This window comes from Promicromonospora sp. NPDC050880 (genome assembly GCF_044456525.1).
In the GTDB taxonomy this organism is placed as follows: Bacteria; Actinomycetota; Actinomycetes; order Actinomycetales; family Cellulomonadaceae; genus Promicromonospora.
Genome location: NZ_JBITFV010000001.1, coordinates 359,586 through 378,390, shown reverse-complemented (window position 1 = coordinate 378,390; position 18,805 = coordinate 359,586). Strand labels below are relative to the sequence as shown.

The 18,805-nt window shown below is 70.5% G+C and carries 18 protein-coding genes and 1 tRNA gene; 10 read left to right on the top strand and 9 right to left on the bottom strand.

Annotation, left to right across the window (positions count from 1 at the left end; translation table 11 throughout):
* Nucleotides 1-90 precede the first annotated feature (90 nt).
* The 4 genes from ACIBBF_RS01835 (at nucleotide 91) to ACIBBF_RS01820 (ending at nucleotide 5,301) form a co-directional block, all read left to right on the top strand.
* Nucleotides 91-2,013, top strand: coding sequence for a glycoside hydrolase family 127 protein (locus ACIBBF_RS01835; RefSeq protein ID WP_397409879.1), 1,923 nt, complete (start codon nucleotides 91-93; stop codon nucleotides 2,011-2,013).
* Nucleotides 2,014-2,115: 102 nt separating this feature from the next.
* Nucleotides 2,116-3,429 carry an ABC transporter substrate-binding protein gene (locus ACIBBF_RS01830; protein WP_397409877.1) on the top strand — a complete coding sequence of 438 codons (1,314 nt, stop codon included), beginning with the start codon at nucleotides 2,116-2,118 and terminating at the stop codon, nucleotides 3,427-3,429.
* The gene (locus ACIBBF_RS01825) at nucleotides 3,426-4,382 is read left to right on the top strand and encodes a carbohydrate ABC transporter permease (RefSeq protein ID WP_397409875.1); all 957 of its coding nucleotides are present in this window, start codon (nucleotides 3,426-3,428) and stop codon (nucleotides 4,380-4,382) included. Before ACIBBF_RS01830 ends, ACIBBF_RS01825 begins: the two co-directional genes overlap by 4 nt.
* 1 nt (nucleotide 4,383) lies before the next feature.
* Nucleotides 4,384-5,301 (top strand): carbohydrate ABC transporter permease, encoded by a 918-nt coding sequence (locus tag ACIBBF_RS01820; RefSeq protein WP_397409873.1) that lies wholly within the window; start codon nucleotides 4,384-4,386, stop codon nucleotides 5,299-5,301.
* Between the two features lie 72 nt (nucleotides 5,302-5,373).
* Here ACIBBF_RS01820 and ACIBBF_RS01815 read toward each other — a convergent pair whose 3' ends face one another.
* The 6 genes from ACIBBF_RS01815 to ACIBBF_RS01790 form a co-directional block, all read right to left on the bottom strand.
* Nucleotides 5,374-6,891, bottom strand: a complete 1,518-nt coding sequence (locus ACIBBF_RS01815) for a DUF4832 domain-containing protein (protein WP_397409871.1) — start codon at nucleotides 6,889-6,891, stop codon at nucleotides 5,374-5,376.
* Nucleotides 6,892-6,962: 71 nt separating this feature from the next.
* Nucleotides 6,963-7,823, bottom strand: coding sequence for a carbohydrate ABC transporter permease (locus tag ACIBBF_RS01810; protein WP_397409869.1), 861 nt, complete (start codon nucleotides 7,821-7,823; stop codon nucleotides 6,963-6,965).
* Complete coding sequence (locus ACIBBF_RS01805) at nucleotides 7,816-8,769, bottom strand: carbohydrate ABC transporter permease (protein ID WP_397409868.1); 954 nt, start codon at nucleotides 8,767-8,769, stop codon at nucleotides 7,816-7,818. Before ACIBBF_RS01805 ends, ACIBBF_RS01810 begins: the two co-directional genes overlap by 8 nt.
* A 4-nt stretch (nucleotides 8,770-8,773) precedes the next feature.
* Nucleotides 8,774-10,081: an ABC transporter substrate-binding protein gene (locus tag ACIBBF_RS01800; protein ID WP_397409866.1), complete on the bottom strand. Its 1,308-nt coding sequence runs from the start codon at nucleotides 10,079-10,081 to the stop codon at nucleotides 8,774-8,776.
* A complete protein-coding gene (locus tag ACIBBF_RS01795) occupies nucleotides 10,078-11,310 on the bottom strand; it encodes a Gfo/Idh/MocA family protein (RefSeq protein ID WP_397409864.1) in 1,233 nt (410 codons plus the stop codon). Before ACIBBF_RS01795 ends, ACIBBF_RS01800 begins: the two co-directional genes overlap by 4 nt.
* 215 nt (nucleotides 11,311-11,525) lie before the next feature.
* On the bottom strand, nucleotides 11,526-12,317 hold the full coding sequence (locus ACIBBF_RS01790) for a DeoR/GlpR family DNA-binding transcription regulator (RefSeq protein WP_397409862.1): 792 nt from the start codon (nucleotides 12,315-12,317) through the stop codon (nucleotides 11,526-11,528).
* 315 nt (nucleotides 12,318-12,632) lie between these two features.
* Between ACIBBF_RS01790 and ACIBBF_RS01785 the strand changes: the two genes are divergently transcribed.
* From ACIBBF_RS01785 to ACIBBF_RS01770, 4 genes are all read left to right on the top strand, one after another.
* Nucleotides 12,633-12,703, top strand: a tRNA-Gly gene (locus tag ACIBBF_RS01785).
* Nucleotides 12,704-13,196: 493 nt separating this feature from the next.
* Complete coding sequence (locus ACIBBF_RS01780; protein ID WP_397409860.1) at nucleotides 13,197-13,697, top strand: nitroreductase family deazaflavin-dependent oxidoreductase; 501 nt, start codon at nucleotides 13,197-13,199, stop codon at nucleotides 13,695-13,697.
* Between the two features lie 267 nt (nucleotides 13,698-13,964).
* Nucleotides 13,965-14,462, top strand: a complete 498-nt coding sequence (locus ACIBBF_RS01775) for a nitroreductase family deazaflavin-dependent oxidoreductase (RefSeq protein WP_397409858.1) — start codon at nucleotides 13,965-13,967, stop codon at nucleotides 14,460-14,462.
* Between the two features lie 285 nt (nucleotides 14,463-14,747).
* Nucleotides 14,748-15,011, top strand: a complete 264-nt coding sequence (locus ACIBBF_RS01770; protein ID WP_397409856.1) for a hypothetical protein — start codon at nucleotides 14,748-14,750, stop codon at nucleotides 15,009-15,011.
* A 132-nt stretch (nucleotides 15,012-15,143) separates the two neighbouring features.
* On the opposite strand, the gene ACIBBF_RS01765 is transcribed toward ACIBBF_RS01770, so the two are convergent.
* Together ACIBBF_RS01765 and ACIBBF_RS01760 are read right to left on the bottom strand one after the other, a co-directional pair.
* Entirely contained in the window at nucleotides 15,144-15,377 is a 234-nt protein-coding gene (locus ACIBBF_RS01765) for a hypothetical protein (protein ID WP_397409854.1), read from the bottom strand.
* Nucleotides 15,367-15,507 (bottom strand): hypothetical protein, encoded by a 141-nt coding sequence (locus tag ACIBBF_RS01760; protein ID WP_397409852.1) that lies wholly within the window; start codon nucleotides 15,505-15,507, stop codon nucleotides 15,367-15,369. Before ACIBBF_RS01760 ends, ACIBBF_RS01765 begins: the two co-directional genes overlap by 11 nt.
* Nucleotides 15,508-15,676: 169 nt before the next feature.
* Here ACIBBF_RS01760 and ACIBBF_RS01755 point away from each other — a divergent pair, with 169 nt between their 5' ends.
* Entirely contained in the window at nucleotides 15,677-15,982 is a 306-nt protein-coding gene (locus tag ACIBBF_RS01755; RefSeq protein WP_397409851.1) for a hypothetical protein, read from the top strand.
* An 853-nt stretch (nucleotides 15,983-16,835) separates the two neighbouring features.
* Complete coding sequence (locus tag ACIBBF_RS01750; RefSeq protein ID WP_397409849.1) at nucleotides 16,836-17,249, top strand: hypothetical protein; 414 nt, start codon at nucleotides 16,836-16,838, stop codon at nucleotides 17,247-17,249.
* Nucleotides 17,250-17,583: 334 nt separating this feature from the next.
* On the opposite strand, the gene ACIBBF_RS01745 is transcribed toward ACIBBF_RS01750, so the two are convergent.
* Nucleotides 17,584-18,615 carry a LacI family DNA-binding transcriptional regulator gene (locus ACIBBF_RS01745; RefSeq protein ID WP_397409847.1) on the bottom strand — a complete coding sequence of 344 codons (1,032 nt, stop codon included), beginning with the start codon at nucleotides 18,613-18,615 and terminating at the stop codon, nucleotides 17,584-17,586.
* Nucleotides 18,616-18,805 lie beyond the last annotated feature (190 nt).

Genomic DNA, 18,805 nt, shown 5'->3' with positions numbered 1-18,805 from the left:
CCCAGACCTTTGACGTGCACGAGCCGGACTCTCTACGATCAGGAAATCGGATTCCTTGTTTCCGAGATTCCCGTCCCGAAGGAGCGACCGATGACGACCCTCACGCCCAGCGGCACCACCCGCGGCCCCGCCGAACCCTCCGCCGACGCCCGCGTGCTGCTCCGGCCCCTCGCCCCCGGGCACGTCACCATCGACGGCGGGCTGTGGCGCCGTACGGCCGACGTCAACCGGGCGGCCGCCATCCCCGAGGGCCTCGACCAGCTCGGCAAGGCCGGCAACCTGCGCAACCTGGAGATCGCCGCGGGCCAGGCGGAGGGCGAGGCGATCGGCCCGATCTTCGCCGACTCGGACGTGCACAAGTGGCTGGAGGCCGCCGCCTGGGAGTACGCCCGCGAACCCGACGAGCAGCTCCTGGCCGACCAGCTCCGCGTCACCGCGCTCCTCGCGGCAGCCCAGGCCGACGACGGCTACCTCGACTCCGTGCCGGCGCTGCGCAACGTGCCCCGGTACAGCGACCTGCCGTGGAGCCACGAGCTGTACTGCGCGGGCCACCTGTTCCAGGCCGCGGTCGCGCAGGTGCGCGGCACGGGCCACACCGAGCTGCTCGACGTCGCGGTCCGGCTCGCCGACCACCTCGTGGCCACGTTCGGCGACGGCGAGGGGCAGCTGCGCGACGTGGACGGCCACCCGGTGGTCGAGATGGGCCTGGTGGAGCTGTACCGCGAGACCGGCACGCGGGCCTACCTGGACCTCGCGAGCTGGTTCGTGGAGGCGCGCGGCACCGGCATCATCGAGGGCCACGGCAAGGCGCCCACCTACTTCTCGGACCGCGTGCGGGTGCGCGACGCGACCACGGTCGAGGGGCACGCCGTCCGCGCGGTGTACCTCGGGGCGGGCGCCGCCGACGTGGCCATCGAGACCGGCGACGCCCAGCTGCTGGCCGCCCTCGACACCCAGTACCGCGCGATGGAGCGCAGCAAGCAGTACGTCACCGGCGGCCTCGGGGCCCGCTGGGAGGGCGAGTCGTTCGGCGACCCGTACGAGCTGCCCACCGACCGCGGCTACGCCGAGACGTGCGCGGCGATCGGTGGCGTCCAGTGGGCGTGGCGCATGCTCCTGGCCACGGGCGAGCCCCGGTACGCCGACCAGATCGAGCGCATGCTGCTCAACGGCTTCCTGGCCGGGGTGTCGCTGACCGGCACCGAGTACTTCTACGTCAACCCCCTGCAGCTGCGCAGCGACGCGCACGCCGAGGAGGACCGCAGCCCGGCCCACGGCCGCCGCTCGTGGTTCAGCTGCGCGTGCTGCCCGCCCAACATCATGCGCACGGTCTCCAGCCTGACCGGCTACCTCGCCACGGCGGACGGCTCCGGCCTGCAGCTCCACCAGTACGCGCCGGGCACGGTCACCGCACCCCTGGACGGCGGCACGCTGCGCCTGCGCGTCGAGACCCGCTACCCCGACGAGGGCCGCATCGCCCTGCACGTCGAGGAGGCACCGGACGGCGAGGCCACGCTCGCCCTGCGCGTCCCCGCCTGGGCCGACGGCGCCACGCTGGACGGCTCCCCCGCCGCTGCGGGGACGTACGCCCGCGTGACGCGCCGGTTCGCCGCGGGCGACACGGTGGTGCTCGACCTGCCGCTCACGCCGCGCCTCACGGTCGCCGACCCCCGGGTCGACGCCGTCCGCGGCTGCGTCGCCGTCGAGCGCGGCCCGCTGGTCTACGCCCTGGAGCAGCCCGACCAGGAGGACGGCGCTGTCGTGGACGACCTGCGGATCGACGCCGGTGCCACGCTGTCCGACGAGTTCCGGCCCGACCTGCTGGGCGGCGTCACGGTCGTGCGCGCACGCGGCGCCGTCGTCCCCGGGCCGGACGCGGAGGCGACGACGCCGTACTCGGCCGCGCCGTCGGCCGAGGGCCCGGGGCGTGAGGTGACCCTGACCGCCATCCCCTACTACGCGTGGGCCAACCGCGGCCCGCAGCCGATGCGGGTCTGGGTGCCCACCCGCTGACCCACCCGCTGTCCCACGCGGGGCCGGTCGCACCCGGCCGGCCCCGCACCCCGGGCTCCGGCCCGTAACCCCCCACGCGACGACGCGTACGGAAGGAGAGCAATGGAGCTCACCAGACGCCAGCTCCTCACGCTGGCCGGCTCGGCGACGGTCGCCGCCGCGCTGGCCGGCTGCGGCGGCACGCTGCGGCCGGCGGACGTCGAGGCCCCGGGCTTCGGCGAGAACGCGAGCGGCACCCTCAACCTGTGGTGCCGATCCGACACCGTGAACGGCACCCAGGCCGTGGTGGACGCGTTCCACCGGGCCCAGGACCGCATCCGGGTGCAGGTCACGCCCATCCAGAACGGGCAGTACGTGACCAAGCTCGCCACCGCGATCCGCGGCGGGCGGGTGCCCGACGTGATCGACATCGACGACATCTACTCGACCCTGTTCGCCTACCGTGGCGCGTTCACCGACCTCACGCCGCTCATCGAGGACCTGGGCATCGGCGATGCGCTCAGCCCCGGGCACCTCGCCCTGAGCACCAAGGACGGGCGGCACTACGGCCTGCCGTTCATCGGCGACTTCTCGGTGCTGTTCTGCAACACCGAGCTGTTCGACCGCGCGGGCCTGGACGTGGAGGAGCACACCGCGGACTTCGACGGCATCCTCGAGGCGGCCCGCGCCATCACCGCCCTGGACGACGACGTCTACGGCTGGTCCTTCCCCGGCAACGCCTCGGGCGCGCTGGGGTTCACGGTGCAGCCGCACGTGTGGGCCACCGACCGCGACCTCATCGCGGGCGACGTGGGCAGCCAGCGCGGCGACGTCGCCGGCAACGAGGCCCTGCGGCGCACGCTCGACCTGGAGCGCACGCTGTGGGCGGAGCAGCTCGTGCCGCCCGGCAGCTTCTCCGACGACGCGTCGCGCTGGTCCGCCGACTACACCGCCGGCCGGCTGGGGATGTTCCCGGCGGGGTACGGCGTCGTCGTGCCGAACGCGGACCCGGCGCTCCTGGAGCGCACGCGGGTCGTCATGCTGCCCGGGCCCGACGGCGGGCGTGCCTTCTTCGACGGCGGCGACAACCTGTGCATGCCCAACGGGGCCAGGAACCCGTCGGCGGCGTGGGAGTTCATGAAGTTCGCCGTCTCGGTGGAGCAGCAGTCGCGCATGCCCAAAGGCTTCTACTCGCCCGTCCGGTCCGACGTCGTCACGCCGGAGTTCGCGCGGGAGAACCCGTTCGTGCTGCCGCCGCTGGAGGCGATCGACCGCGGCTACGCGCCCACCACGCTCGCCTACAACCTCATCTACAACCAGCAGGACGGACCATGGCTGCGCATGTTCCGCTCTGCCGTCTTCGACGGGGAGGTCGATGCCGCCATGGACGAGGCCCAGACCACGTACGACCGCATCCTGAGGCAGGCGCAGGCATGAGCGCGCCCACCGTGGCGGGCCGCCCGCCGACGTCGGGCCCGGCGACGCCGTCGGCCCCGCAGCCCCCGCGCCGCCGCCGGAGCGGGACCCTGACGCACCCCCACCGCACCGGGCTGGCCCTGGTGACGCCCGCCGTGGCACTGGTGGTCGTCTTCGTGTTCGTGCCGCTGGTCGTGGCGGTGTACATCTCGCTGACCAACTTCCCGCTGATCGGGCCGTACCGGTTCATCGGGCTCGACAACTACGCCTCGGTGCTCACGGACCCCACGTTCTGGAGCGCGCTGGGCTACACCCTGCTGTACACGGCGATCGTCACGCTGCCGATCCTGCTGCTCGGGTACGGGCTGGCCGTGCTGGTGCGGTCCAACCGGCGGGGCGCGACCCTGCTGCGCACCATCTTCTTCGTCCCGTTCGTCATCGGGCTGACGACGCTCAGCTTCCTCATGCTGCTGGAGGCCCAGCCGAACAGCGGCATGGTCAACGTGGCGCTGCGGTTCCTGGGTCTCACGGACGGGACGACGGCGTGGCTCGTGGACGGCCCGCTCGCCACGGGGCTGCTGTGCGTCATGGTGATCTGGGGCGTGTCGGGGCTGACGATGGTGCTGCTCATGTCCGGCATGCAGGGCATCCCGCGCGAGGTCTACGAGTCGGCGGAGATCGACGGCGCCTCGTGGTGGCAGCGCGAGGTGCAGATCACGGTGCCGATGCTGCGCCGGACCATCGCGATGACCGTGATCCTGTCGGTGATCGGCTCGTTCCTCGCGTTCACGCAGTTCTACATCCTGACCCAGGGCGGGCCCGGGTCAGACACCACGACGATCGTCATGGCCATCTACCGGCGCGCGTTCGTGCAGCTCCAGCTCGGGGCGGCCACGGCGATGTCGCTCGTGCTGGTGGTCATCACCGGTCTGGTCACCGCGGCCCAGTTCTGGCTGCTGCGGGAGAGGAGCTGACATGACTGCTGTGACTTCGGCGCCGCGGGGTGCCGCCGTGGGACGTTCCGCAGGCTCGGCCGCGGCGTCCCGCCCCTCGGGGCCCGAGCGGGACACGCGGGTCAAGCGGACGCTCTACCTGGTGGGCGGCACGCTCGCCGCGCTGGTGTTCCTGGTGCCGCTGGCGGTCGCGTTCGTGCGGGCCGGGCAGCCGGGCGACGTGATCGTGGCGGCCCCGGACGACCGGTTCTTCGACCTCTCCTGGGTCAACTTCCGGGCGGTGATCGACCAGCCGGAGGTGTGGCGCGGCATCCTCAACTCGGCGATCGTGTCGGTCTCGACGGCGGTGCTCACCGCCGCGCTCGCGACGCTGGCGGGATACGGGTTCGCCCGGTTCCCGTTCCGGGGCCGCGGGATCCTGTTCGGGCTGGTGCTCGTCACGCTGATGATCCCGTTCCAGGCCATCCTCACGCCGCTGTACCTGCAGATGAACGTCATGGGCCTCACGGACAGCCTGTTCGGGCTCGTGCTGTTCTACACGACGGTGAACCTGCCGTTCGGCATCTTCGTCATGCGCAACACGTTCGCCGCCGTGCCCGCGGAGCTGGAGGACTCCGCGCACGTGGACGGGGCGGGGACGATGCGGATCCTCGTGTCGGTGCTGCGGCCCCTGGTGGTGCCGGGCACCGCCACCGCCGCGCTGTACGCGTTCCTGGCGTCGTGGACCGAGTTCCTCGGGGCGCTGACGTTCCTGACCGACTCCACCCTGTACACGCTGCCGGTGTCGCTGGTGAACCTGCAGCAGGGGGCGTACGGGCAGGTCAACTTCGGGCTGCTGGCCGCGGGGTCGGTGATCGCGATGATCCCCTGCGTGCTGCTGTACGTGGCGTTGCAGCGGTACTACGTGGCCGGGCTGGCCTCGGGGTCGGTGAAGGGCTGACGACGTCGCCGCCTCGTCGGCGGAGCCCGGGTCAGGCACGGTCCTGACCCGGGCTCCGTCTGTGCGCCGGGCCTACCCGACGGTCACCGTCCCCTCCAGCACGTTCACGCCGCGCGTCGTGTCCCAGGTGCCGACGTTCGCCGTGCGGATCGCGAAGCGCGGGTCCCCGCTCGTCCCCGCGTCGGCGGACGGCAGCCCGAGCGCGAGCGTGTACGTCCCCGCCGGGACGTCGGCGAGCGCGGCGGTCAGCGTCGTCGTCGTGCCGGGCAGCCACGACCGGGCGTCGGAGCCGAACGGCACCGTCACCTCCGTGCCGTCGGCGCGGGTCAGCACCAGCGTGGCCGGGCGCGGGGTGTAGGGCGCGGCCCAGCCGTCGTTGCGGACCGTCACGCTCACGGTCGGGGCGCTGCCCCGCGCGGAGACCGAGCTCGACTCCAGCACGAACCGGTAGCCGAGCCGGCGGGCGGTCTCCGCGATGCCCTCCTGGCCCCAGGAGTTCAGGACGTCCTGGTTGTAGTCGCGGTTGAGGTAGCTGTAGTGGTAGCGCGCCAGCTCCGCCGACGCGCTGGCCCACTCGGAGCGGGGCGCGTTGACGGCGCAGGTCTCGCCGCCGACGGGCACGTACCGGCTCTCGGCCTCGAGGTACTCCTGGTCGAGGGTGATCGGGTCGGAGAGGAACGTGCCGAAGTCGTCGGGCGAGGCCAGCAGGCAGTCGTTGTGGTGGCCCACGCGCGCGATCGTCTCCCCCGTCCAGGCCTCACCGGGGCCTACCGCGCTGCCCGCCCCGGAGGGCACGCCCAGCAGGCGCTGCTTGGAGAGCATCGTGCGCACCTGCACCGCACGGCTCTCGGGCAGCTCGTCGAGCAGGGCCTGCGTCACGGCCGACCGGTTGGCCCAGTCGGCGTCGGTGACGACGCCGGGGTCGGCCGGGTCGGCCACGAAGTGGTCGGTGTAGTAGCCCTCGCCCCAGAGCCCGACGAACCCGTTCTGCACCACGGGGACGACGTCGGCGTTGGCGCGCAGCAGCGGGCCGAGCTGGTCGATGTGCGCCAGGACCGTGCTCAGCGGCGCGTCACCGTAGGGCGGGCTGTAGGGCCATTCCCCGCCCTGCGCGTAGGCGAACCGGGTGATCACCGAGACGCCGGCGGCGCGGGCGGTGTCGTAGTCGGCCTGCACGAGGTCGAGGAACGCCTGGTCGAGCTGCGGCGTGCCGGCGAACTTTTCCAGGTAGAAGACGCGCAGGATCTGGGTGATCCCCTCCGCGCGGTAGCCGGCCAGCGTGGCCTGGTCCAGCGGGGTGTACCCGGACCCGTCGGCGCGGTAGTGCGTCTCGGTGTGGTGGTAGAAGCCGCGCTGCGGGTTGGCGATGTTCTCGTCGCTCGGCGTGTACGTCGCCGTGCTCACCTGCGGGTGCGGCCGGGGGTGGTGCCGCCCGTGCCCGGGCCCCTGGGCGTAGGCGGCGGGCAGCGCCGCGGACCCGAGCAGGGCCGCGGCCGCGAGCGCCGCGACGATGCCGGCGGCCCTGCGGGTGGTGGCGGACGGGTGAGCGGTGCGCGGCGAGTGCTGTCCGGTGCCGTGAACGGTGCGCATGTTCCTCCTCGTGGTGCCTGGTGGTGCCTGCGCCGGTGCGCCGGGCGGCGCACCGGGTCTCACGTGAGGTCTCACTTGAGGCCGCTGGAGGCCAGGCCGTCGATGACCCGGCGTTGCAGCAGCACGAACAGGACGAGCACGGGGGCCATGGCGAGCAGGCTCGCCGCCATGACGACCGGGTAGTCGGTGGTGCGGTCGCCGATGAGCGTGGCGAGCCCCGCCGAGAGCGGCATCCGTTCGCTGTAGGTGGTGACCACCAGGGGCCAGAGCAGCTCGTTCCACGACCACAGCACCGTGGTGATCGCCAGCACGGCGACGGTGGGCCGGGCGAGCGGCAGCATGATCTTCCAGAAGATCTGGAAGGGGTTGGCGCCGTCGAGGCGCGCGGCCTCCTCCAGCTCGTCCGGCATCGCCAGGAACGCCGTCCGCATCAGGAAGGTGCCGAACGCGCTGAACAGGCCGGGCAGCACGAGGCCGCCCACGCTGTCGAGCAGGCCGAACCCCTGGATGATCTGGTACTGCGACAGCAGGTAGACCTGTGACGGCACCATGAGGATGGACAGCACGAGGGCCAGGAGCACGCCGCGCCCGCGGAACCGCATCCGCGCGAACGCGTAGCCCGCGAGCGTGCAGAACAGGATCTGCGCGAGGGTGCGCAGCACGGTGACGAGCACGGAGTTGCCGAGCTGCTGGAGGAACGGCATCCGGTCGAAGACCTGGGCGTAGTTGTCCCACCGGAGCTCTGCGGGCCAGAACACGGGTGTGACGCTCTGCACCTCGGCGTTGGTCGACAGCGACATGATGATCTGCCAGACGAACGGGAAGGCCATGACCAGGCTGCCCAGCCCGAGCACCACGTGCGCGACGACGTGGGAGCCGCCACGGCCACGCGGACGGCGGGGAAGGGCCTGGCGTGCGGCGGTGTCAGTCACTGTGCACCCACCGCCTCTGGAGCCGGAACTGGAGCGCGGTCAGCAGGCCGATGAGCAGGAAGATGACCATCGCGATGGCGGCCGCGTACCCCTTGTCGTTGGCCACGAACCCCTCGCGGTAGAAGAAGTAGACGAGCGACATGCTGCGCGGCAGCACCGGGTTGCTGCTGCCGAGGATCGCGTAGAGCAGGTCGAACACCTGGAAGCTCGCGATGACCGTGATGATCAGCACGAAGAAGATGCTCGGGGTCAGCAGCGGTACGGTCACCGACCGGAACTGCCGCCACCGGGAGGCGCCGTCCAGCTCGGCGGCCTCGTAGAGCTCCGGTGGGATGTTCTTGAGCCCCGCGGCGAGCACGATCATGTTGAACCCGAGCGACGACCACAGGCCGACGACGGCGACGGCGACGGTCGCGGCCCCGGGCGTGGAGATCCAGTACGGCCCCTCGATGCCGACCACGGCCAGGGCCCGGTTGAGGATGCCGAAGTCGCCGTTGAAGATGACCCGCCAGACCATGGCGACCGCGGTGGGCATCGCCACGTACGGCAGGAAGAACAGCACGCGGTAGAGCGCGGCGAGCCGCAGGCCGGGCAGGTTCAGCAGGCTGGCCAGGCCCACCGCGATCGGGATGCCGAGCAGCACCACGACGGTGTAGAGCAGGGTGTTGCCGAGCGACAGGTACAGCTCGGTGTCCTGGAACAGTGCGGCGTAGTTCGCGACGCCCGCGAACGTCGAGCCGCCGAAGGGGCCGGTCTCGGTCAGCGAGTACCAGGCGGTCTGGACGATCGGCCACAGGTAGAACACGGCGATCCCGGCCACGAGCGGCGCGACGAAGAGCCAGGGCCACAGTGCCCCGCCGGGTCGCGGCCCGCGCGGGGGCCGGCCGCCCCGCCCGGGCCGCCCCACGAGGGACGGCGCGGGCGGGGCCTGCTGGGTGGTGGTCATGCGATCACTCCTCGGCCAGCGCCGCGTTCATCTGGTCCGCCAGCTCGGTGGCGACGTCGGCGACGGGCCGTTCGCCCGAGAAGGCCTGGGGCAGCAGCTCGGTCTCCAGCGCGTTCCACTCGGCGGAGTTGAGGCTGACCGGCAGCGGACGGGAGTAGTCGACGGCGTCGAGGAACACCTGGAGGTCGGCGTCGGGCATCGAGGCCGTGAAGGCGCCCTGCGTGCCGGTGAAGGCGGGGATCACGGCGCCGGCATCGCCCTGCTGCTGCTGTGCCTCCTCGCCGGCGAGGAACACCTGGAGCGCCTGCGCGGCCTGCTTCTCCTTCGAGGTCGCCGACACCACGTTGGCCACGCCGTGGATGACCGTCGCCTGCTCCTGGCCCGACGGCAGCGGCAGCACCGTGACGTCCTCGGCCAGGTCCGTGTCGGTGAGCGCGGACCGGAACCAGCTGCCGCCCCAGTACATCGCCAGCTTGCCCGAGGTGAACCACTGGTCGGCGGTGGTGTCGGTGAGCTGCTGGACGGACGGCGAGCCGCCGGAGGCGATGAGGTCCGTCCAGAACTGCAGACCGGCCTGTGCCTCGGGGGACGCGTAGCCGGAGGTGCCGTCCTCGACGACGGTCCCGCCGGCCTGGAAGATGGTGTTGTAGTACGTGGTCTGGCCGTCCATGCCACCCGCCGCGCCGTAGACGCCCTCGTCGGCGAGCGCGTCGGAGATCTCGACGGCGGTCCGCTGGAACTCGTCCCAGGTCCAGCCGTCCTCGGGGAGCTCCACCCCGGCCTGCTCGACGAGCGCGGTGTTGACCCAGACGCCGATGGTGTCGAAGTCCTTGGGCACCCCGTAGGACACGTCGTCGATCGTGTAGAGGTCGACGAGCGCCTCCGGGTAGTTCGCGGGGTCGATGTCGCCGGCGTCGACGGCGCCCGTGATCGGTTCGAGCATGCCGTTGGACGCGTACAGGCCGATGTTGGGCCCGTTCATCCAGAACAGGTCCGGCAGCGTCTCGCTGGAGGCCTGGGTCTGCAGCTTGGTCCAGTACTCGGCGAACGGCGTGACGTTCACAGTCACGTCGATGTCCGGGTAGATCTCGTTGAACGCGGCGATGTTCTCCTCGATCGCGGGCACCTGGTTCTGGTCCCAGACGCCGTAGGTGATCGAGGCGGCGAGGTCGGCGTCGGGCGCCGCGTACGCGCCGGCCGCCTCGTCCTGCGAGGTGGAGCCGCAGGCCGCGAGGGCCGTCGCGACGGCGACCGCGACGGCCGCGCCCGCGGTGCGGCGGGCGGCGGGTGAAGTTCGGGGTGTCGCTCTCATGGGGTGGTCCTTCCGGGGGCGGGGGGTGCGGGAACTGCTGTTCGGCGGGCGAAGTGCGCGAGCACGTGCTCGGGCAGGTCGGGGACGTCACGGGGCCGGGAGCCGTCGCGCAGCGACTCGGCGGCCAGCGCCCCGGCAGCCACGGCCTCGCGTGCGGCGACGGGCGAGACTACGGTGGGCGCCCCGTCCAGCACGTGGTCGAGGAACTCGGTCATGGTCAGCAGGTCGGCGTCGGCGTGACCGCTGGCGACACCGTCGATGGGGTGCTCGACGTCGCCCGCGACCTGCCACTCGTGGCGGCGGTTCCAGACCTTGACCACGCCGCCGCCGGTGTCGCCGACGTTCTCCAGCCGGCCCTCGGTGCCGATGACCGTGTAGTTGCGCCAGTAGTCGGGCGTGAAGTGGCACTGCTGGTAGCTGGCCTGCACTCCGTTGTCGAGGCGCATCAGCATCATCGAGACGTCCTCGACGTCGACCACGGGGTTCAGGCCGGTCTGCGACGCGGGCGGCCAGTTGTCGAAGGAGAACCAGTCGGGCATGGTCTCGCCGGTGCGGTCGCGGCGGTCCTCGATACCGCCGTAGATCATCAGGTCGCCCATGCCCACCACCCGGCGCGTGTACCCGGAGGCGAGGTAGTGCACGACGTCGATGTCGTGGCTGGCCTTCTGCAGCAGCAGGGTGTTGGTCCGGGAGCGGTCGGCGTGCCAGTCCTTGAAGTAGTAGTCGCCGCCGTTGCCGACGAAGTGCCGCACCCAGACGGCGCGGACCTCGCCGATCTCGCCGCGCTCGATCACGCCGCGCATGGTGCGCACGACCCCGGAGTGCCGGAAGTTGTGGCCCACGTAGAGCGGTGTCCCGGTCTCCGCGGCGGTGGCCAGCACGTGGTCGGCGCCCTCGACGGTGATCGCGAGCGGCTTCTCCAGGTAGACGGCGACACCGGCCCGCAGCAGCGCGACGGCGATCTCCTCGTGCGTGTCGTCCGGGGTGAGCACGAGCGCGGCGTCGGCGGTGCCGGCGGCGACCAGCTCGTCGACGCTCGCGTGCACGGCGGCCTCGGGGTGCGCGGCCCGTCCGCGTTCGCGGCCTGCCGGCGTGGTGTCGACGACGGCACTGACGTACGCACCGGGCCGGGCGTTCGGCACGTGCGCGGCGATCGGTGAGCGAGCCCCGTAGCCGACGACGGCGACACGGATCCCCTGCTCGGCCGACGCCGGGTCTGACGCGCTCATGCCGAGCCGCATCCGGTCGGGCACGACGTCGTGCCTGCGATCAGAGGATGCGTGCTCGAACTTGCAACTTTTGACTCTGAATTGAGCATGTTCAGACAGTAGAGGTTCCGGGCGCGCGCAAGTAGGGGCGTCAAGACCTTTTACGGCGCCGTAACATGCGCCGAACCCGCCTCCCCCCGGGGGCAGCACCCGGCGAGAGGACCCGCAGCGGCAGCTCAGGCCGAGGTGGCGACCACGATCTGCACGCCGGCGGTCGCGAACTCGGCCGCGATCTCCGCGGACACCGGCTGGTCGGTCACCAGCACGTCGATGTCGGCGAGCGGGCAGATCCGCGCGAAGGTGGAGCGGCCGAGCTTCGTCGCGTCGGCGGCCACCACGACCCGCCGCGAGACCGCGCCGAGGTGGCGGCTGACCTCCGCCTCACCCTCGTGCACGGTGGTGGCACCGAACGCGGCGCTGAGCCCGTCGACGCCGAGCACCGCGGTGTCCAGGCTGAACTCCTGCAGGGACGCACCGACCAGCGGGCCGACGAGCTCGTACGACTGGCGACGCGGCACGCCACCGGTCACCACGATCTTCACGTGGTCCCGCACGGAGAGCTCGTAGGCGATGTTCAGCGCGTTGGTCACGATGGTGACCCCGGGGGCCTCCGCGCGGCGCAGCCGCTCGCTGCGCCCCAGCTCGCGGGCGACCTCGGTGGTGGTGGTGCCGCCGTTGAGCCCCACCGACTCCCCCGGGCCGATCAGGTCGGCCACCGCGCGGGCGATGGCCTTCTTGGCCTCCGCCTGGCGCGCGATCTTGTACTGCAACGGCAGCTCGTACCCCGAACCGAGCGACGTGGCGCCGCCGTGCGTGCGGGTGACCAGGCGCTGCTCGGCGAGGGTGTTGAGGTCACGCCGGACCGTGGCCGTCGACACGTCGAGCTTCTCGCTGATCTCCGTGATCGACACGCTGCCCCGCTCGCTCACGAGCTCGAGCACGAGGTTGAGTCGCTGCTGCTGCGTCATCGGGATGGCCTGTCGTTCACGGCAGCATCTTCGCACGGGGTGGGGCGAGTGGTGTGACCAATACTGCTCAGGTGAGGGAAGAACGAGCACAACTGTTCACGGGGGTGGGTCGTGTTGGTCGCGTTCGTCGTGAGGTCTGAGAACTGGTCGCGCGGCCGGGAAGGGCGGTCATGGGGCCAGCGGGAGCATGCCGCCTGGGGGCCGGTCGCGGGCGTGACGTCGGTGGACGGTACAGGGCCGCACACGCGTGACGGAGAGACGGGCACGCGAGGTTTGCTAAGGTATGGCCCGCACCGTGCTCCACGGCACGGGCTTGCGGGCGTAGCTCAATGGTAGAGCCTTAGTCTTCCAAACTAATTACGCGGGTTCGATTCCCGTCGCCCGCTCAGAGTGCGGAAGCCCAGGCCAGAGACTTTTTCTGACCTGGGCTTCGTGCGTTCCGAGGGCTGGAAGCGGTGCTGCGTGGGCCCTAATGGGCCCGAAGACCTCGTTTCAGAATGGTCGGCGTGTCCGCTATGCCTGACCTGCGGGTTCGGGGCAGGCTGCGGGCTCGTGATCGAGGATCTGGTCCCTGACCTGCTGTGGGATCAGGACCGGTCAACGCCACAGCACTGGCCCATCGGGACGATTCGATTTCTTACGATCCTGAAGGACTTGCCCGTCCGGGCGGCGTCTGCCTTAAGTTCGGCAAGCCGGCAGTGCGGGGCGAAAAGGCTGCAAGGTGGGCATGGAAGGCCTGATGCGCCCGCGCTGCTGTCGTCGGGTGGGTGCTGACACTTTCCGGCATGCCCCGAGGCCCATTCAGTCGATCACGTTTGCCGGAGGTCAGTCCGACCCTCAGCTGCACTCAGGGAAACGACGTCACGGAAGCGGGAACATATGTGGAGCTGGGTCCTCTGGATGATCGTCAGCCTGGTCGCACTGGTGCTGGGCGTGGCCCTCGCGCTCGTGCTCACCATGCGCACCAAGCACCCGCGGGCCCTCGCCGTCGTCCGCGGGTTCAACCGGCGGCTGAACAACCCCCGGGCACTGCGCCGGGCCGGCCGGCCCGGCGCGGAGCTCAGCGTGCTCCGGCACGTGGGACGGAGCTCGGGCAAGCCCTACGAGACGCCCATCGGGGTGTACCCGCTGGAGGAGGGCTATCTCGTCAACCTGTCGTACGGGCAGGAGACGGACTGGCTGCGCAACCTCCGCGCGGCGGGCACCGCGGAGCTGGTGGTCGACGGCCAGTCGCACCAGGTATCGGCCGCGCGCGTCATCGGGCTGACCGAGGCGACGCCCCACCTGTTCCCGAGGCACACCTTTCTCGTGCGCCTCCTCGGCGTCACCGAGTTCCTCGTGCTGCAGCGCGTCCCGGTCACGTCGAGCGACGGCCGGTGAGGACATGAGGGCCGTCGTCCGGGACGTCCACGCCGTGGTGGTCGCTACCGATGCGTGGCTCCCAGCCCCGAGGCCGTCCCGGTCGACCAGGGCGCCCGCAGACTCGAGCACTCGGGCCGTGTGAGGGCACCCCGTGGTTCGGTGTCTGCCGTGCGGAGTGAAGTCATGGCGTCGCGATCTTGCGCCGCCCAAACCCTTGCCGGCCTCGGGCAGCCAGTCCACCTCAGCCATGCATCGTAGATCCTCGGAAAGGCAGGGCAGGACGTCATGTGGGTGTGGATTCTCTGGGTGGTCGTGGGACTGCTGGTGGTGGCGCTCGGCGCGTTCACCACGCTCTTGATGGCCATGCGCACCAAGAACCGGCGCGCGCTGCTGATGATCCGCAGACTCGGCCGGTGGGGCACCAACCACGGGATGGCGCGAAGCGCAGGGGAACCCGGCTCGTCCACGGCGCTGATCCGCCACGTCGGGCGCCGGTCGGGAGCGCCGTACGTGACGCCGATCGGAGTGCTTCCGATGGACGGCGAGTTCCTCGTCTACCTCCCGTACGGACCCGAGGTCGACTGGCTGCGGAACGTCCGTGCTGCGGGGTCTGCGGAACTCCGGGTCGACGGGATCACCCATACGGTGTCCCCGCGGATGGTCGAACCAGCCGAGGCGCTGGCCTACCTGTCGGCGCGGGAACGCCGGTCTACGCAGCTGTTCGGCATCACCGACTTCCTCGCGTTGCGACGTGTACCGGTCACTTCGGGCGGCCCTCTGTGAGGTCGGTGCTGCGGGCGCGTACGGCCCGGTCGGCGTCCTGCGGGTCGCCACCGGTCGAACCCCGGCTCCTGGTCCCGGCGAGGTGGTCGTCCGGGTCAGGAGCGCCTCGCTGAACATGGCGGACTCAATCACCTGCTGGGACGGCCGCGGCTGTCCCGCCTGGGCACGGGTCTGGTGCGGGCCGCCAACGCTGCGCAGACCAGAGCCGCCCAGGAACTGAGTAGGTCGCGTAAACGAACGCGACCATAGCCAGAGCGCAGATCCCGCACCAGGGTGGAAGGCGTTTTGCTCAACATCGAAGAGGATGCCTTCGATCGGCCACGCGAGCCTGTCCCGGACGACGGAGTCGTCGCCGAACCATTCGACCCAGCCCTCGGGCGTGGTGTGTCGGAGCAGGGCAGCGTGGTCGTCGTTGAAGGTGAAGCCGTAGGTGTGCTGTATCTCGGCCAGTTGGTCCACTGTCAGTCCGGGTCCGAGGGCGAGCCGTGCGCGCTCCAGGATCTGGAGGGCGCGGTCGGCGACCGAAGTCATAGCGTCGCGGTCCTGTGAGTTGTGCTGCCTGGCTGGTTCGGACGGATGATCGTTCCGTCCTGCGGATCGAAGACCACAAGACCATGGAGGGCGCCAGCTCGACGATCGTGTCGATGATGTCGCCGGCGCGGCCGTGTCGCAGGTTCATGGTTACGTGGTCGATTCCAGTGTCCAGCGGTGATGACGCCCAGGGGTCTCCTCGCGGCGTGACGTCGGGCCGCTATCCAGGTGTACCCCGCGGAGCACCTCGTAGAACCGGACGATGCGCGCGTCGAGGTCGCCCTCCGGATGGTCCCGCCCGGCGGCGCATCGCAGTGGCTGGGCGCGAATCTCGTCGTCGGAGGTGTCAGGCATCGTCGCGAGGATCGTCAGGTCAAAGCTCATCCTTGGCCACCTCGTCAGGTGCACGACGTGCAGCGGTGAACCCGTCGTTGATCGTGGTGAGCAGACTGAGGAGTTCGCTGCGGGCGCCGTCATCGACCGTCGAGTGGTTCAGGAACATCGAAGCGACCACGCCGGTCCAGCTAGGATCTGCGCCATGACTACCACGAAGGGACATGCCGCGTAGGCGTCCTGTTCAAGTGCGGCAGCACGCCGCACGTCGGCTCCGCAAGTACCGACCGATCGCGTTCCGTTGGCAATCCACCAAGGACGGACGTCTTTCGGGTTCGACCCAGGCGGCCATGACGCTCGCCGAGACCATTCCCGGTGAAGTCTTCGGCGCTCTCCAGAACTGGGACCGCGAAGCCCGCACCCACAGACCGTGGGGCAGGCACGGGTACGGTTGCGGAATAAGGGAGTGCTGCGGCAGCCCGCTCGACGATCGCGACACCCTTGAGCAAGCGATGCATCGCCTGCCACGCCGCCCCGCACGTGAGCTGAGAAACCTTGTTCACGAACTCGACCGCCGCATCCTTGCCAAGTTCCCAGTCCAGCTCGACCACTACCACCGCTGGTGGCACGCGGACTTTCCCTGGGACCACGACTGACGGCTCCTCGAGGCGAAACGCACCCCAGGACCGCATCGGAGAGCAGACAGACCTCCGGCCACGAGGAACCCTTGGCTCGCCGATCGATCCTTCAGCCATCGCCTCCGCCCATCGCTGACGGAGATCCGTGAGGCTGACCCCTATTGGCCCTAGCTTCCGCCAAACTGGCCCTAGTTAGGACCAATAAGGTTCAGCCCCGACCCCACACGAGCCCAATCCAGCATTACGCTAAGACCAGGTCAGCGGCCATTTTCGACTGATTGGCCCGCACCATCCGAACGCCACCCCCATGGCTTCCAAACTAATTACGCGGGTTCGATTCCCGTCGCCCGCTCAGAGTGCGGAAGCCCAGGTCAGAGAGTGTTTCTGACCTGGGCTTCGTGCATTCTGGAGGGCTGGAAGCAGCGCTGGCTGGCCCTAAATAGCCCTAAGTCGCTCGCGGCTGGGCCCAGAACCGGAGCCGCAATGTCTGCTTCACCCGACCCGCAGCCGACCGCCCATGGTGGTTTCCTCGAAGTCTTGCAGTCAGGCCTCGACACATCACTGAGACTGGAAACCAACCCGTGGGGCAGGTCAATGTCGCCCGTTCCTGGGGCAGTCCCACGGAGCTGGCCAGCGGGTACACGCACGACGGCGCATGGGACGGGATGATGGTCCTCCCAATCGGTACCACGCTGGACGGTTCGTACCAGTCGTACGCGACCCGCGGACCGGGCCCTCCACGATGCAGCTCGCCGCGCTCCGGTGTGCGACGGCGGGACCTGCTGCTTACGCTTCAGGGGCCAAGGCATGCTGGTTCGAGCATCAGGGGGCAGCAATGAGAACACGGAAAAGGGCATTTGGTGTGTCGGCGATGGTGGTCGCACTCGCGACCGCAACGACGCTGCTCACCGCCGCACCGGCATCGGCATGGACGCGACTCGCGGGCAAGTGCGAGGGCGTGCAGGTCGACCGCTGCCTGTCGATCCGGCAGAACTCGAACGGCACGGTCTACGCACGGGCCACGGTCACGGACGACCAGGCGTTGTCGGCGAACTACAGCGTCGAGATCTACTGGGTCTCGATGAAATTCACCGACCCGTCGGGTAATGGGTATGTGACGGTGAGGCCTGGAAGCGGTGGGCTCGAAACCGTGGACGACGTCGAGGCGACAGTTGCCGAGCCCGTACGGTGCGGTTCGACCGTGACGGCCAATGCAGCGTACCGGTGGGTCGGACCGTCCAGCGGCAGCGGTGAGCTTCAGATCCGGACGACCGTACGCTGCTGAGGCGGACGACCGCGCCTCCCCGCGGACCGAACGGACGAGCGAACGGACGTACGGACGCACGGGGGCCAGGACCTGCCGCACGGCGGCCAGCCATGCCTCGCGTGCGGGGCCGGGTGGGGGCGGTGGCGACGTCGACCGCGACCGACGAGCCCGTTCGGGTCTGCTCGTCGACGAGCTGCTCCCCCACCCCGACGGCGTGCGCCACGAGCTGGCGTTCACCGGCGGCACCATCACCGTGGTCGCCCACGACCTGACGGCGGGCCGGCAAGGCAAGACCGGGCCGAAGCCCTGACGGTCCGCAACCCGAAACGAACGGGCCGCCAGACGACACGAACTAACCCGCACCCACCGCCGCCGTCGACCCCCGCACCACAAGCTGCGTCGCAAGCTGCACATGGTGCGAGTCCACCCGCTCCCCCCGTACCTGCTGGAGCACGGTCCGGAGCGCGACCCGCCCCATGTCCTTGATGGGCTGGCGCACCGTCGTGAGCGGCGGCGCGGACGACACGGCCATGTAGGTGTCGTCGAACCCGACGACGGACAGGTCCTCCGGCACCCGCAGCCCACGCCGCCGCGCGGCCTCGAAGACCCCGAGCGCAGACGCGTCGCACCCCGCGAAGATCGCCGTGGGCGGCTCCGGCTCGGCGAGCAGCTGGGCGGCCATCTCGAGGCCGGCCGCAACGCTGAACTCCCGCTCGAGGATCAGCGCAGGATCGACCGGCGCACCGACGGCGCTCATCGCGCTGAGGTAGCCCTGCAGCCGTTCGCGGGAGGCCATCGAGCCCGGATGCCCGCCGGCGAACGCGATCCGCCGGTGCCCGAGGTCCAGCAGGTGCCGGGTCGCCTGCATGCCGCCGGTGAAGTTCGTGGACCCCACCGAGACCACCTCGTCGTCGAGCGGGTCGATGGGGTCGATCAGCACGACGCTGAGCCCGAGCGCGCGCATCAGGTCCCGCTGGTCGGCGGTGAGCTCCAGGGTCACGAGGATCACGCCCGTGCTGCCGTGCGCCGCCAGGCGACGGGTCCAGGCCGGGGAGAGCGGACCGTCGTCGTCCCCGAGCTCCGGGTCGGTGAGGTCGACGAGCACCTCGACCCGCTGGTCGTGCGCCGCGGCGAGGATCCCCTCCAGCACGTGCATCGCGTACAGGTTCACAAGGGTGTGGAAGACGACGTTCACCTTCTGCAGCGGGGCGCGCTCGCGGGGTCCGGTCGTGGGGACGTAGCCGAGCTCGTCGATCGCCTGCTGCACCCGGCGGCGCGTCTCGGTGGAGATGTTCGGCCGGCGGTTGAGCACCTTCGAGGCCGTCGCCTTGGAGACGCCGGCTGCGCGGGCGACCTGTTCCAGCGTGGGGCGTGCAGCGGTCACGGGGGCCTCCTCGGGCGATGGCACGCCCCAGGCTACGCGAAGGAAAAAGTTTCGCCATGCTGAGCAACCTTCGACGGGGGTGAAGTCTTGACAGTGTCCGATCAGCCTCCCTACGGTCGAGAACGTTTTTGAAACAGTCGAAACTATTTCAGAACGGTCGACGACGCTGTCGGCAGGAGAGGACTCGGAC

Bases quoted from the DNA above. Each gene is read 5' to 3' on its own strand.
- ACIBBF_RS01755 (WP_397409851.1), top strand. From the start codon at position 15,677: ATGACGCTCGCCGAGACCATTCCCGGTGAAGTCTTCGGCGCTCTCCAG.
- ACIBBF_RS01835 (WP_397409879.1), top strand. From the start codon at position 91: ATGACGACCCTCACGCCCAGCGGCACCACCCGCGGCCCCGCCGAACCC.
- ACIBBF_RS01825 (WP_397409875.1), top strand. From the start codon at position 3,426: ATGAGCGCGCCCACCGTGGCGGGCCGCCCGCCGACGTCGGGCCCGGCG.
- ACIBBF_RS01780 (WP_397409860.1), top strand. From the start codon at position 13,197: ATGTGGAGCTGGGTCCTCTGGATGATCGTCAGCCTGGTCGCACTGGTG.
- ACIBBF_RS01795 (WP_397409864.1), bottom strand. From the start codon at position 11,310: ATGAGCGCGTCAGACCCGGCGTCGGCCGAGCAGGGGATCCGTGTCGCC.
- ACIBBF_RS01775 (WP_397409858.1), top strand. From the start codon at position 13,965: ATGTGGGTGTGGATTCTCTGGGTGGTCGTGGGACTGCTGGTGGTGGCG.
- ACIBBF_RS01750 (WP_397409849.1), top strand. From the start codon at position 16,836: ATGGTGGTCGCACTCGCGACCGCAACGACGCTGCTCACCGCCGCACCG.
- ACIBBF_RS01790 (WP_397409862.1), bottom strand. From the start codon at position 12,317: ATGACGCAGCAGCAGCGACTCAACCTCGTGCTCGAGCTCGTGAGCGAG.
- ACIBBF_RS01815 (WP_397409871.1), bottom strand. From the start codon at position 6,891: ATGCGCACCGTTCACGGCACCGGACAGCACTCGCCGCGCACCGCTCAC.
- ACIBBF_RS01830 (WP_397409877.1), top strand. From the start codon at position 2,116: ATGGAGCTCACCAGACGCCAGCTCCTCACGCTGGCCGGCTCGGCGACG.
- ACIBBF_RS01820 (WP_397409873.1), top strand. From the start codon at position 4,384: ATGACTGCTGTGACTTCGGCGCCGCGGGGTGCCGCCGTGGGACGTTCC.
- ACIBBF_RS01800 (WP_397409866.1), bottom strand. From the start codon at position 10,081: ATGAGAGCGACACCCCGAACTTCACCCGCCGCCCGCCGCACCGCGGGC.
- ACIBBF_RS01765 (WP_397409854.1), bottom strand. From the start codon at position 15,377: ATGAGCTTTGACCTGACGATCCTCGCGACGATGCCTGACACCTCCGAC.
- ACIBBF_RS01805 (WP_397409868.1), bottom strand. From the start codon at position 8,769: ATGACCACCACCCAGCAGGCCCCGCCCGCGCCGTCCCTCGTGGGGCGG.